Annotated in this window: 14 protein-coding genes and 1 pseudogene; 10 read left to right on the top strand and 5 right to left on the bottom strand. The window is 54.8% G+C overall.

The window, feature by feature from the left end; all coding sequences use genetic code 11:
• Nucleotide 1: 1 nt before the first annotated feature.
• Both doeB and doeA read right to left on the bottom strand, forming a co-directional pair.
• On the bottom strand, nt 2–1,060 hold the full coding sequence (doeB, locus tag BM395_RS19250; RefSeq protein ID WP_090514982.1) for a N(2)-acetyl-L-2,4-diaminobutanoate deacetylase DoeB: 1,059 nt from the start codon (nt 1,058–1,060) through the stop codon (nt 2–4).
• A 16-nt stretch (nt 1,061–1,076) separates the two neighbouring features.
• Nucleotides 1,077–2,264 (bottom strand): ectoine hydrolase DoeA, encoded by a 1,188-nt coding sequence (gene doeA / locus BM395_RS19245; RefSeq protein ID WP_090514980.1) that lies wholly within the window; start codon nt 2,262–2,264, stop codon nt 1,077–1,079.
• A gap of 269 nt (nt 2,265–2,533) precedes the next feature.
• On the opposite strand from doeA, the gene ehuR reads away from it, so the two are divergent.
• From ehuR to BM395_RS19230, 3 genes are all read left to right on the top strand, one after another.
• Nucleotides 2,534–3,937 carry a MocR-like ectoine utilization transcription factor EhuR gene (gene ehuR / locus BM395_RS19240; RefSeq protein WP_090514978.1) on the top strand — a complete coding sequence of 468 codons (1,404 nt, stop codon included), beginning with the start codon at nt 2,534–2,536 and terminating at the stop codon, nt 3,935–3,937.
• A 147-nt stretch (nt 3,938–4,084) separates the two neighbouring features.
• A complete protein-coding gene (locus tag BM395_RS19235) occupies nt 4,085–4,621 on the top strand; it encodes a TRAP transporter small permease (RefSeq protein WP_090514976.1) in 537 nt (178 codons plus the stop codon).
• Between the two features lie 16 nt (nt 4,622–4,637).
• On the top strand, nt 4,638–5,915 hold the full coding sequence (locus BM395_RS19230; protein ID WP_069902149.1) for a TRAP transporter large permease: 1,278 nt from the start codon (nt 4,638–4,640) through the stop codon (nt 5,913–5,915).
• Here BM395_RS19230 and BM395_RS19225 read toward each other — a convergent pair.
• Together BM395_RS19225 and BM395_RS19220 are read right to left on the bottom strand one after the other, a co-directional pair.
• A complete protein-coding gene (locus BM395_RS19225; protein ID WP_090514974.1) occupies nt 5,881–7,278 on the bottom strand; it encodes a heavy metal sensor histidine kinase in 1,398 nt (465 codons plus the stop codon). The two genes, BM395_RS19230 and BM395_RS19225, sit on opposite strands and share 35 nt — an antisense overlap.
• A complete protein-coding gene (locus tag BM395_RS19220; protein ID WP_090514972.1) occupies nt 7,269–7,946 on the bottom strand; it encodes a heavy metal response regulator transcription factor in 678 nt (225 codons plus the stop codon). The genes BM395_RS19225 and BM395_RS19220 overlap by 10 nt, the downstream gene beginning before the upstream one ends.
• A 147-nt stretch (nt 7,947–8,093) precedes the next feature.
• Here BM395_RS19220 and BM395_RS19215 point away from each other — a divergent pair, with 147 nt between their 5' ends.
• The 7 genes and pseudogenes from BM395_RS19215 (at nt 8,094) to BM395_RS19185 (ending at nt 12,024) form a co-directional block, all read left to right on the top strand.
• Nucleotides 8,094–8,594 carry a GlcG/HbpS family heme-binding protein gene (locus tag BM395_RS19215; protein WP_090514970.1) on the top strand — a complete coding sequence of 167 codons (501 nt, stop codon included), beginning with the start codon at nt 8,094–8,096 and terminating at the stop codon, nt 8,592–8,594.
• A 14-nt stretch (nt 8,595–8,608) separates the two neighbouring features.
• Complete coding sequence (gene uraH / locus BM395_RS19210; RefSeq protein ID WP_090514968.1) at nt 8,609–9,019, top strand: hydroxyisourate hydrolase; 411 nt, start codon at nt 8,609–8,611, stop codon at nt 9,017–9,019.
• Between the two features lie 204 nt (nt 9,020–9,223).
• A complete protein-coding gene (locus BM395_RS19205) occupies nt 9,224–9,547 on the top strand; it encodes an excalibur calcium-binding domain-containing protein (RefSeq protein WP_090514966.1) in 324 nt (107 codons plus the stop codon).
• Between the two features lie 121 nt (nt 9,548–9,668).
• The gene (locus BM395_RS23675) at nt 9,669–9,806 is read left to right on the top strand and encodes a YhfG family protein (RefSeq protein ID WP_090515073.1); all 138 of its coding nucleotides are present in this window, start codon (nt 9,669–9,671) and stop codon (nt 9,804–9,806) included.
• 405 nt (nt 9,807–10,211) lie between these two features.
• A complete protein-coding gene (locus BM395_RS19195) occupies nt 10,212–10,931 on the top strand; it encodes a hypothetical protein (protein ID WP_090514964.1) in 720 nt (239 codons plus the stop codon).
• A gap of 342 nt (nt 10,932–11,273) precedes the next feature.
• Nucleotides 11,274–11,531, top strand: a pseudogene (locus BM395_RS19190) (tyrosine-type recombinase/integrase); the annotation flags it as partial.
• Nucleotides 11,532–11,607: 76 nt separating this feature from the next.
• Entirely contained in the window at nt 11,608–12,024 is a 417-nt protein-coding gene (locus tag BM395_RS19185) for a hypothetical protein (RefSeq protein ID WP_090514962.1), read from the top strand.
• Nucleotides 12,025–12,159: 135 nt separating this feature from the next.
• Here BM395_RS19185 and BM395_RS19180 read toward each other — a convergent pair.
• A partial coding sequence (locus BM395_RS19180) for a transposase (RefSeq protein WP_141124104.1) occupies nt 12,160–12,366 on the bottom strand: 207 nt, incomplete at its 5' end.

Below are 12,366 nucleotides of genomic sequence, written 5' to 3'. Positions count from 1 at the left end.
GTCAGTTTTCCACTACGTCGGCAATCACCGCCAGGGTGTCGCCTATGTCTACTAAGGCCGGGAAGCGTCTTGCAACGAGCAAGCCATCACGCTCGGCGAGGTACTCGACCGCCGGGGTGCCGGTGCGCTCAAAGGTGTGCACGCGTGCCACCAGATCACCTTTTTGCACCCGGTCGCCGACACTCAATGCGAGTTCGAGAATGCCGTGATGCACGCTCTGTACGTAGCACGTGGCATCGGGCATATCGAGTTGCAGTGCGGGCTCATCCGCAGGCTCAAGTTCGCCTTTGGTTATGCCGGCGAACTTGAGAAAGTTGCGCACACCACGGTCTGCCAACAGCATGGTTTGCGGGGTGCTGGTGCCGCCACCGCCAAGCTCGGTCGTGACAAAGACCTTGCCTTGGGCTTCTACTGCGGTGTCGTACAACGAGGCGGCATCAAGCTCGAAAAGGATCATGCTCGCGGCCGTACCGAAAACCTTAGCACCTTCAATGCACTTGGCTTCTTGTTGCGGATCTTGCAGGCGGTGCGCTGCGGCAAAGGGCAATATGTCGAGGGTCTTGCCGCCCGAGTGGATGTCCAGCGCATAGTCGCACAGCGGAATCAGGTGGCGCTGAAAGTAATCGGCAATACGCTCGGTCATGCTGCCGTAAGGATGACCGGGGAATGAACGGTTCATGTTGCCTTTGTCGATTGGCGAGGTGCGACTGCCGTTCTGTACCGCCGGATAATTCATGGCCGGCACAATAATGACCCGGCCCTGAACATCTTCGGCGCGCAGTTCACTGGCGAGTTTGAGCAGCGAGGTGATGCCCTCATATTCGTCGCCATGGTTACCGCCAGTCAGCAGCGCGGTTGGGCCATCTCCGTTTTTGATCACGCTGATCGGGATCATGATGCAGCCCCACGCCGACAGGTCGTGGGAGTAGGGCAGCTTCATGAAACCGTGCTGAACACCGTCGCGTTCGAAATCGACGGTCACGCTCATGGTCGTTGCCGGTGCCTCAACCAAGCCTGAATGGCTGACGGCCTGCAGTTCTGCTTCGGGGGTTATATTCATCGCTGCCGTACTCATCTCAGGCCTTCACAAACAGTTGACGCGAATAATCACAAAGCGTGTCAGCGCCGGTTTCGGTTATCACAATGCTTTCAGTCGTTTCCAGGCCCCAGTCGTCGAGCCAGAGACCCGGCATAAAGTGGAACGTCATGCCGGGCTGCAACACCGTGGTGTCGCTTTCACGCAAGCTCATGGTGCGCTCGCCCCAGTCCGGCGGATAACTCAGCCCGATTGGATAGCCGCAGCGGTTATCGCCACGATCGTAGCCATAGCGGCGCAGTGTGCTGTTGAGTTCGCGGGCGATATCGCCGCAGGTATTGCCCGGTTTGGCGACTGAAAGCCCGGCCTCAAGCCCGGCATTAATGGCCTCTTCGGCTTTGAGAAACGCGGCTGAAGGCTCGCCGAGATAGACCGTGCGCGATAGCGGGCAGTGGTAGCGTTTGTGGCAGCCGGCGATTTCGAAGAAGGTGCCTTCGCCCTTTTTGAACGGGCGGTCGTCCCATGTCAGATGCGGTGCCGAAGCGTCTTTGCCAGAAGGCAGCATCGGTACGATTGCCGGATAGTCGCCAAATTTGCCGTCATGCCCGACACAGGCCACCCGGTAGATTTCGCCCACCAGAATATTCTTCGGCAAGCCGGGTTCTATCATCTCGAAAATGGCGCGGTGCATGTTCTCGACAATGCGCGCGGCGACTTGCATGTACTCGATTTCCTGGTCGGATTTTATCGCCCTGCACCAGTTCACCAGGCCAGTCGTGTCAACCAGTTGTGCTTGCGGCAAGCCGCGTTGCATCGCTTGGTGAGAGGCCGCGCTGTAGTAATAGTTGTCCATCTCGACGCCGATATTGCCGGTTGTCCAGCCGCGCGATGGCAGGATTTCCGTGCACAGATAGTCGAGCGCGTGATGCGGCGGGTTCATCACGTATTTATCGCTGTAAGAACTGATGTCCTCTTGCGGCATATACACCGTGCGGCGCGCGCCGTTGGCATCAATCCCGCGACCGAACCACAGCGGATTTCCGTCCTGGCCGACCACGACGCACTGCGGGGTATAGAACGACCAGCCGTCATAGCCGGTGAGCCAGGCCATGTTGGAGGGGTCGTGAACGATAAGAGTGGTGATTCCGCGGGTTGCCATCGCAGCGCGCACCTTGCTCAGGCGCTGGGCGTATTCTGCACGGCTGAAATTCAAAACGACTTCACTCATGACAGCATCTCAATAACGAACGCTTTCGCGTTCAGGTCTCGTTGTGCCCGCTGGTGATGCCCGGCGGACGCCACTGCTGCGATTCGTAAAAGGCCCTGAGCGGCTGAATACGAATCCTCCGGTCCTTGGCAAATCGTCGAGTAGCCGATTTGTGGCTGGTGGAGAAATTGTACTGAAACCTGCTAAAGTGATCGTGACAAATGCAGGTCAATACGTTTCGGGTTTCATATTATGATCATTACAATCATCGTCAAGGAATTTATTGTTCTATGACAATTGACCTTAAGCCGTTCATGCGCACAGGGCAGCCCAAATACCTGGCAATCGGTAATGCGCTCACTGAGGCCATCAATACGGGAGCGCTGCTGCCGGGCAGCAAGCTGCCGACCCATCGCGAGCTGGCGGAAACCCTCGGTGTCAGTGTGCAAACCGTGAGCAATGCCTATGCCCACGCAGAGAAGCAGGGCGCCATTTACGGGCAGGTCGGCAGCGGTACTTTTGTGCGCAGCCGGCATGTCAGTCACGAGTCGGATTACCTCTCCACGGATGAACATGAAGACCCCAGTCGCGGTATCGATTTGTCTACCGCGCACCCGGTGTGTACCCAGCGTCACGTCAAGCTCTACCGCGAAAGCCTTGAACGGTTGGCCCGTGAAGGCCGTGATGATTTCATTACCTCATTTCATCCCACACAAGGCCTGACCCAGCATCGCGAAGTGGTCTGCAACTGGATGGGGCAACAACAGAAAATGCCTGCCGATCCGGACAACATGCTGTTCTGCAATGGCGCCGCCCATGCGCTGACCATCGCCATGGCAACCGTGCTCAAGCCCGGCGATACCGTGCTGTGTGAGCGTGAAACCTGCATGTTGCTGATGGCCCTGGCGCATACCCTGCATTTCAATCTCAAAGGCCTGGCCACGGATGATCAGGGCTTGTTGCCGGAAGCCGTTGAGGCGGCCTGCAAGCAGGGCGGCGCGCGCGTGCTGTTCTGCACGCCGACCATGAACAATCCGAACTCAGACACCATGAGTCTTGAGCGGCGTCAGGCCATTGCCGATGTGGCGCGGAAGTACGATCTGACTGTGGTGGAAGACGATGTTTACGGTGCGTTGCAACCAAACCGGCTACCGCCGTTATCGGCCTTGATTCCCGAGCGCAGTTTCTACGCCACCAGCCTGAGCAAGATCACGCTGCCGGGCATGCGGGCAGGCTATCTGGTGACTCCGCCGCACCTTGTACAGCAAGCGATTGGCCGGCTGCGCAGTACCACCTGGATGGCAACGCTGATGCCGTTCGAGATCGCCAGTTGGTGGATGCAGGACGGCACGCTGGACCGCATGATCAGCTTCCAGCAGCAGGAACTGGCGGCTCGCCAGCTAATGGCGCGGGAGCAATTGAGCGGCTGCAGATTCAAGGCCCACCCCAATGGCATGCACCTCTGGGCCGAGCTGCCTGAGCATTGGACGCCGGAAAAATTTGCCCGCCGTGCGCGTCAGGAAGGCGTAATGATTTTCCCCGCGGAGCCTTTTCTGGCCACCGCAGACCGGGGTAATCAAAACGTTCGAGTCAGCTTGGGCGCGGAGCAAAGCCGCTCAAGGGTGCAGGCAGGCTTAGCGACGTTGAGTGGGTTGATGGCGGAAATGCCGCCACCCATGCACTTTGTGTTCTAAAGTGGGGCAGAATCATTACATATGCCTGTTTTGCGTGCATATGTAATGATTCAAATAAATAATTGACATGATTTTTTGCCAGCGATAAGGTCTAGCCTCCACTACAAGAACAGTGTCCGCCCATACGAAGGTGGACCGGAGGTAGCTATGTCTTGGCTGCGAAAGTTGGATTGGGTGCTGGAGAAGCTCGAGGCTTTCATCCTCGCGAGCGGTATTCTGCTCATGGCGCTGAATTCAGTTGGTAATGTTTTCGGACGCTACCTGTTTAATCAGAGCATCTACTTTTCTGAAGAGCTCAACCAATTCCTCATCATCTTTGTCACCTTTGTTGGCTGCAGCTATGCCGCCAGGCATGGCCGACACATTTGCATGAGCGCGCTCACTGAGCAGCTAAAGGGCAGGTCTGCGGCGCTGGCAATGCTGGTAATCAATGGCGTTACTGCGGCCCTGATGCTCTGGCTCGCCTGGGCAGCCGTCGGCTACGTGGAGTCCGCGGCCAAAGTCGGTCGCTCGTCCTCCGCTCTGCAGGTGCCGCTGCACTATATCTATCTGGTGATTCCGCTGGGTCTGGGCATGACCGGGCTGCAGTTTATTCGCCACGCCTTCATCCAGCTGCAAGTGCTACTTGGTTTGCGCGCAGCACCTGAGCGTCTTGATGACGCCACCATTCCCGTACAACCCTGAGCGCGCACCCATGGACATGACTACCACGCTATTGATCATCATGCTGGTTCTGCTGTTGTCGGGCTTTCCCATGATGACAACTTTGCTCGCAGCATCGGCTGCCGGCTTCACGATGTTTTTTACCATGGGCCCGGAGTTCATCATCCAACAGATGATTGCCGGCATTCGTCCCGCTGCTTTGGTCGCCGTGCCGATGTTCATTCTGGCGGCAGACATTATTACGCGTGGCGCCACAGCCAATCGTTTGCTGGATGTGGCCATGGCGTTTGTCGGGCATGTACGCGGCGGCATGGCTGTCACAACTGCATTGAGTTGCGCCCTGTTTGGCGCGCTGTCGGGCTCCACCCAAGCCACCGTGGTTGGGGTTGGCAGCATCATGCGGCCAAAGATGTTGCAGCAGGGTTATAAAGACAGTTTTGCCATGGCGCTGATCATCAACGCATCGGACATCGCGCTGCTGATCCCGCCGAGCATCGGCATGATTATTTATGGTGTGGTGTCGGGCACCTCGGTTGCCGAGTTGTTTATCGCCGGTATCGGCCCCGGTCTGCTGCTGATGTTTTTGCTGTGCGGCTATTGCTACATCTTTGCGCGCATTACCGGTATTCCATCGGGTGAGAAGTTCAGTTGGACGCAGCGCCTGGTCACTTGTCGCCGCGCCATCTTGCCGCTGCTGCTGCCGGTTCTGACCATTGGCGGGATTTACACAGGTGTATTCAGCCCGACAGAAGCAGCGGCGGTGTCGGTGTTGTACGCGCTGATTCTGGAAGTTGTAATTTTTCGCCGGGTGAAACTCAGCGAGCTTTCATCTATTGCGCTGTCGACCGGTTTGATTACCGCCGTGGTATTTATCCTGGTGGCGGCGGGCTCTGCATTTTCCTGGGTGATTTCGTTCGCGCAGATCCCTCAGCAGATTCTGAGTGGCATCGGCATCATGAGCGCTTCGCCGACTGAATTGCTGATCATCATTTCCATCGCATTCTTCATCGGCTGCATGTTTGTCGACCCCATCGTGGTCATGCTTATTCTGGTGCCAATTTTTGCACCGGCTGTGCGTGTGTCTGGTTTGGACCCGGTGCTGGTGGGCACCATCATCACGTTGCAGGCCGCTATCGGGTCGGCAACACCGCCGTTCGGCTGCGATATCTTCACCGCAATTGCCGTGTTCCGTCGGCCTTATTTCGAGGTGATACGCGGTAGCTTGCCGTTCTTTGCCATTTTGCTGCTGATGTCGGTGCTGCTGATCATGTTCCCGCCGATTACCTTGTTCCTGCGTGACTTGGCTTTCCGTTGATCGACGCGGGGAATATCAGGCTGAAGCGGGTGCCCGAATCATCACTCGTGACGGCGACGCTGCCGCCGTGCAGTTGCATTATTGAGCGGACGATGGCCAGGCCCAAACCGCCCGAGTCGCCCGGCTCGTTACGCGATGGATCGCAGCGATAAAAACGCTCGAATAAATGGATTAAATGTTCGGGGGCTATGGCGGAGCCGGTGTTGTGCACAGAAATCTGCACCTGTTCGGCCGTAACCTCGCTGCTTAGGGTGACGTCACTCTCGGCAGGTGCGTAACGCAGCGCATTGGCCAGCAAATTTGCCAGCGCACGGCGCAGTAGGCCGGTGTCTGCGAACAGTGCGCCTTGCGCGTGATTGAGCAAGCGCATACCGCGTTCTTCGGCCATGCCTTCAAAGTATTCGCAAAGTAATTCGGCTTGCTCGAACAGGTCGATTGGCTCACGCGTAATGGCCGCGTTGACCTGCTCGGTACGCGCCAGAAACAGCATGCTGTCGATCATTCTCGACAGCCGTTCGTACTCTTCCTGATTGGACACCAGCAGGTCTTGATAGGCCTCGACTGAACGGCTGTGTCTGAGGGTTTGCTGGGTTTGCCCCATCAGATTACTCAGCGGTGTGCGCATTTCGTGGGCGAGGTCTTCAGAGAAGCGCGAAAGCTGGGCGAAGCCATCTTCAAGGCGGCCGAGCATGTTGTTGAGTGCGCCGCTGAGCGCTTCAAGTTCACTGACGTCACGGTAGTCGTTGAGGCGCAAATGCAGATGTTGCACGTCTATCGCCGAGGCACTGGCCGCCAGTTCACGCACCGGGCGCAGGCCGCGTTGGCTCACTAGCCAGCCAAGCAGAAAGGCCAATAACGAGCCGACGCCGAGCGACAGCCAGAGCTTCATTTTGTAGGCATCGAGCATTTGTTCGCGCTCGTTCAACAGCTTGCCGGCTACCAGTGTCAGCTTGCGCCCGCTACGCTCTGCGTCCAGCCAGGCGAGGCGAACATGGGAGTTAAGCGGACTGTCGCGCAGTTGTGCCTGAGCCGCAGGTTGTAGCGCGGGTAGCTTGACGCCAGTCGGGTTTATTTCAATCTGCAAGCGGCCTTGCTCATCAATAATCCAGAGCATGTTGTCGCGATTGCCAAGCATGTTTTCGTATAGTTGTGGGCGCGCCCTCAATGACTCGATGCTTTGGCTGTCGTCAATCAGCGCCTGCATACGCTCCAGCCTGCCGAGCAAAGCCTGATCATCGCGCCAGACGATTTCACGCTGCAGCGATTGAAACAGATAAAAGCCGAACGCGCCCAATAACAGTGCGCTCACCAGCGCAAACATCAGCGCCATGCGCAGGCTCAACGAGCGTGGCATCAACTGCATGTTTGCACCTCAAGCAAATAACCCATGCCGCGAACCGTGTGAATCAGTTTGAGCGGGTAGGGGTCGTCAATCTTGGCGCGTAGACGGCGAATAGCGACATCCACCACATTGGTGTCGCTGTCAAAATTCATCTGCCAAACCTGCGAGGCAATCTGCGCGCGCGACAGCACCTCTCCTTCGCGGCTGAGCAGCAAGTGCAGCAGCGCGAACTCCTTATTGGTCAGGGTTATACGCTCGCCCTGGCGGGTGACCTTGCGGCGCAGCAAGTCGAGGTGCAGATCCGCGACCAGAAACTCTTCCACCTCGCGGGGCGGGCCGCGCCTGAGCAGTGTGCGCACACGGGCGAGTAACTCGGCATACGAGAAGGGCTTAACCAGATAATCATCAGCCCCCAGCTCAAGGCCTTTGACCCGGTCCTCTACCGAGTCGCGTGCGGTGAGGAACAGCACCGGTGTTTGCTGTTTGCGGCGAAGAATCTGCAGCAGTTGCCAGCCATCCACGCCGGGCAGCATGACGTCGAGAATAACCAGATCGAATACGTACTCACTGATCAGGTGCTGACCGTCCAGGCCATTGCGTGCAACTTCAACGGTGTAGCCGGATTCGGTCAGCCCCTTGTGCAGGTAGTCCGCCGTTTTTACTTCGTCCTCAACAATCAGGATGCGCATGTTTCCTCCAGAGCGTGCCCATAGGCTATGCCAAATTGCGCCCTTGGCTCATTACAAATTGGTAATGCACGCGCAATCGGTTTGTTGCTGGCGCTTGTGCAGACTTGCCTGAAATCGCTCGCTATCGCTTATTTCAGGAGGTTCATCATGTTACTTCGCGCCGCCCAACTCAGCCTGCTTGGCCTTGCCATTGGCAGCGCCAGTGTATTTGCCGGCACTGCCCAAGTAGCCGAGCGCCAGGACGTTACGCTGGTGCTGGCCAATGATTTGCTCAGCGCCACAATGGCTGCCTGCCACGCCGATAACCGTACCGCTGTCGCCGCTGTGGTGGATCGCGGCGGTAATCTGGTCGCCTTGCAACGTGATGACAATGTTGGCCCGCACAACACCATCGCGGCTCAGCGCAAGGCCTTCACCTCGCTTTCGACCAAGACCTCAAGCCGGGTTCTGTCTGAGCGCGCTCGGAGCAATCCAGAAGCTGAAAACCTCAACACCCTCGACGAACTGTTGTTGCTCGGCGGCGGCGTGCCGCTACGCGTAGGCGATCAGGTAATCGGCGCCATTGGCGTTGCCGGAGCAGGCGGCGCCGAGATCGACGAAGGCTGCGCGCTCAAGGCCATTGCCCACGTTTTACCTTCCGCTAACTAATCAGGAGTTACACCATGAAAATGCTTAAAACCCTCGCCGTCGGCATCATCTTCAGTGGCTTGTCATCCGTCGCTCTGGCTGCCAGTAATCCGCTGAGCGTTCACGTGCTCAACCTGCAAGATGGCCTGCCATCGCCTGATGTAAGCGTTACGCTGGAGAAGAAGGATGGCAAGCAGTGGGACTTGCTCAACAGCGCCAAAACCAATGAGCAAGGCCGCATCACCGAGTTTTATCCACAAGACAAAGCGCTGGAGAAAGGAACCTACCGCGTTACCTTCAAGACCGGCGAATGGTTCACTGCACACAACATCAAAAGCTTCTTCCCGGAAGTGCCGGTGATCTTCGAAGTGGATGGCACCGTCCCGCATTACCACATCCCACTCTTGCTCAGCCCTTACGGTTTCTCGACCTATCGCGGTAACTAGTCGCGAGGCTGTTAAGCAGGTTGCTGAAGAAACGATAAATGGCTCGCCGCAAGGCGGGCCGTTTTGCATCTGGGCAGGGTAATTTTAGGGTGATTTGCTGAATCGAGCCTGCGGATACAGGCCGTGGCTTGCTGGTTATTTGATTGCCGTAACAATAGTGCAGCGTTAGAGTTCGGCAAAAAATTGGATACTCGAGTCTAGGGAATGAAAAATCTGATCATTGCGCTGATTATTGGCTTCGCTGTTTGGCACTACTACCTGAAACCATCGGATAGCCCGATCATCAGCAACATCGGCGCTGACGGCAGCGTGCTGAGCAATCCTGTAATAACCAACGCACGCTCCTCGACATCTCTACTGCCCACATCGACAACCTCCAACGCGTCCGCCTACAGCTGTGATGGACGAACGCATTGCTCACAGATGCGCTCATGCGAAGAAGCAACCTACTTCCTGAAAAATTGCCCCGGTACAAAAATGGATGGCAATTACGATGGAGTGCCGTGTGAGCAGCAGTGGTGTCGTTAAAGACGCGGCGTGCGGAGGTGAGTTAATGCTTGTTCAGGGATGGGTCGTTGAAGTTAGTGGGTGTATTCGTGCGGTTGCAGATGATGGCGGTTCCGGTGCCCGAAGTTGTGGCTTTCTTGAGTTGCCTCTTAAAGCTCGTCAGTCCAACTATGTTGCCAGTCTCCGCTTGGAAGGCTTTCAAGTAACGCAGGCCGATGCTGTGCGAAAGCTTCCAACCCGTGAATCTGTTCTAAGCACCTACCGCAACAAGTCAGATTAATGCCTGATAAAGACGGGACAGGGCAAGCGCCCTGTTGATAACTCGGAAAACGAGCGTTTTTTGAAACCTCATCAATCACTTGCATCTGAGATGTGATCCGGTCTTCATCCGTGCTCCCTAGGTACGCTTCTCTATTTCATCAATAGAAATTCAGGCGCAATGTTGTCTAACGCCCTCCCGTGATTCCATATGATTGATGCTTTATTTTACCTAGCTCCTAGACTGTACAACAGCTACTTGCCATTGGTTGGATGAGTTTAGTTTTAGACTTTACTTTCAATCCTGACTGATTTAAGTGCTCGAAAAGACGCTCAAGGTCGGTGAAGCTGTTTGCCTCGCCAGCTTGGTGTGGGCTAATGTCTACTCGATAAGAAGTAGTCGTCTTTAACTCAAAAAGAGAAAGGAATGCGTCGCGTGCGGATTAATGTTCGAAGTGCCTTGACGATCATGTGTTTTCTAAGTGCGGCGGGTTGTACGCATCTAGATCTAAATCTTAAGGATGCTGCGCTTTTTGACGTCGATACGTTGGTAGGTGCTGTCCAAACCAAGAGCATGGGGGAGGTGCTCTTGAGAAATTCTGTCTGTCCTTGTTATGAAAACTACGAGACGACAGAGGAGCTTAAGTTTGACGGATATAGGTCGGCAACTCGTAATTCAAATTGGGTGGCGCGGTATATCAATCCTGTATCAAATGAGAAATACCTTGTAAACGATGCGTTTCATCCCGCTTTAACACTGGTTTTAGTGCCTGCTGCAGTTCCAACGCTAAGCGTCGATCATGCTGTCTTACAAGTTGCAGGCAGCAGACAAGGGCGTACATGGAGCCTGTCCAATCCAGGTCAAGCGAAATCCATTCGTACTGCCGGGTATACTTTCGCTGGTATGAGGAAATGGGAATTACAATACATCGGTCTGGATAAAAACCAGCCACAAGTTCTTCGCTTCACCATTGATGACCTAACTAGAAACGGGGAAAGAGCCGGGCAAATTGAATACGTTCATGACCTCCGAAAAGGCAAGGAATTTGTCATTCGTGGTGTTCGTATTCGAATTGATGATGTTACATCTGACGGGCTGATTACATACGTTGTTGTCGCTGATAATGATGTTAAAGGCGCTTGGTGACTAAGGAACTTCATGATTGACAAGTAGTTCTGTTCTGGGTGCATGAAATGCGGTAACTCTCGACGGTATTTGCTGAGTCAACAAGGCTAGTCGTACGGACTGATACTCAATCGCTAGCGAATATCCGGCAGATAAACATCGAGCAATCCCAGCGGATATACCAGATACTCTGATCTTTCTGCAATTTGTGATCGCTTAGATGGTGCTGAAATTTTGCGCGCACGGAACTAATTTTCAAGAGCAAGCATATTCACTGCACTGATAGTTGTCAGTACCTATCCATGCAGTTCCTCAAAAGAAGTGAAGTCAAGCCGCTCAAGTTTCGATGCCGGCGATGACAAACTGTCCCCTTCATGCAGGCCTGCTTTTCGCAGTGCCTATGAGCGTAGCGGCTTTCAAGCACCAGGGCAGCTAACCCACATCCTGCGTCACACGTTCGCCAGTCATTACATGATGGGTGGAGGGGAGATTCTCGGGCTGCAGCGAATTCTGGGGCATTCATCGATCACCATGACCATGCGTTATGCACATCTTTCGCCGGATCATCTTGAATCAGCGCTTAGGCTCTCTCCGTTAGCCCAAACTGGCTTCTCAGCTTGATCCAAGTGGCTAATTGTTATCTATGGCTTATTCGCTTCATACTGGGTTCATACCAAGATCAACTTTAAGGCCAGCTATGCAAAGCAGAATTCCATTGCCTACAGACAATATTTATAAGTTTTACGCGCTTTTTGGCTTGCTGCTTATCATTTTTTCTTGTGGTGCGGTTATATACGTCAGCCAATCCACTAATGAGACGGTTTTCTCAACGCTTGTTGAGGTTGAGACTTTAAAGGAGCAAAAGGAGCCTACGCCCTCTGTCCAGGTGAAAATTGAAGCTCTAGGTAAGCTCTTAGAGGTTTCTAAGGCTAACAAGGATTTCTTTAATAAATCCTTGGGGATACTGATAGGGCTGGCTGTGTGTATAGCCTTCTACGGCTTTTACCTTTGGCAAACCGGGCTTCAAAAGGTCATTGATGAAACACAGAAGGTTCAGCTGGAAATAGCAAAGCTGCAATTGTTGAAGCTTCAAGCTGAGCTAGGGATGGTCTGAAGTAGCCATGCATTTCTGGCTGACTTCACCCTCTGCTGATTTTAAAAGCGGCAAATCGATCAAAAACGATCAGATCACCCGCTCATTTGGGTGTTTCTGGCCGCCGCGATAACCTCGCAGCTGCCATTTCCAACATTACAGGCGCACCTCTCCTGCATTCGCCAGCAAATGTCGGCGTGCCATCCACAGATTCGACAGCGCGAACAGAGTCACCAGTTGTGCGGTGTTCTTCGCCAGGCCACGGAAGCGCGTTTTCACATAACCGAACTGGCGCTTGATCACCCGGAACGGATGCTCGACCTTTGCACGCACCTGGGCCTTGGCTTTCTCGATCCTGCGCTT

This window comes from Pseudomonas marincola (genome assembly GCF_900116605.1).
Taxonomy (GTDB): Bacteria; Pseudomonadota; Gammaproteobacteria; order Pseudomonadales; family Pseudomonadaceae; genus Aquipseudomonas; species Aquipseudomonas marincola.
This window is presented reverse-complemented; position numbering and strand designations above follow the sequence as displayed.

What these genes read in the sequence shown, in the direction of transcription:
- doeB (WP_090514982.1), bottom strand. Translation starts at nt 1,060, where the DNA reads ATGAATATAACCCCCGAAGCAGAACTGCAGGCCGTCAGCCATTCAGGC.
- doeA (WP_090514980.1), bottom strand. Translation starts at nt 2,264, where the DNA reads ATGAGTGAAGTCGTTTTGAATTTCAGCCGTGCAGAATACGCCCAGCGC.
- ehuR (WP_090514978.1), top strand. Translation starts at nt 2,534, where the DNA reads ATGACAATTGACCTTAAGCCGTTCATGCGCACAGGGCAGCCCAAATAC.
- BM395_RS19235 (WP_090514976.1), top strand. Translation starts at nt 4,085, where the DNA reads ATGTCTTGGCTGCGAAAGTTGGATTGGGTGCTGGAGAAGCTCGAGGCT.
- BM395_RS19230 (WP_069902149.1), top strand. Translation starts at nt 4,638, where the DNA reads ATGACTACCACGCTATTGATCATCATGCTGGTTCTGCTGTTGTCGGGC.
- BM395_RS19225 (WP_090514974.1), bottom strand. Translation starts at nt 7,278, where the DNA reads ATGCAGTTGATGCCACGCTCGTTGAGCCTGCGCATGGCGCTGATGTTT.
- BM395_RS19220 (WP_090514972.1), bottom strand. Translation starts at nt 7,946, where the DNA reads ATGCGCATCCTGATTGTTGAGGACGAAGTAAAAACGGCGGACTACCTG.
- BM395_RS19215 (WP_090514970.1), top strand. Translation starts at nt 8,094, where the DNA reads ATGTTACTTCGCGCCGCCCAACTCAGCCTGCTTGGCCTTGCCATTGGC.
- uraH (WP_090514968.1), top strand. Translation starts at nt 8,609, where the DNA reads ATGAAAATGCTTAAAACCCTCGCCGTCGGCATCATCTTCAGTGGCTTG.
- BM395_RS19205 (WP_090514966.1), top strand. Translation starts at nt 9,224, where the DNA reads ATGAAAAATCTGATCATTGCGCTGATTATTGGCTTCGCTGTTTGGCAC.
- BM395_RS19195 (WP_090514964.1), top strand. Translation starts at nt 10,212, where the DNA reads ATGCGTCGCGTGCGGATTAATGTTCGAAGTGCCTTGACGATCATGTGT.
- BM395_RS19185 (WP_090514962.1), top strand. Translation starts at nt 11,608, where the DNA reads ATGCAAAGCAGAATTCCATTGCCTACAGACAATATTTATAAGTTTTAC.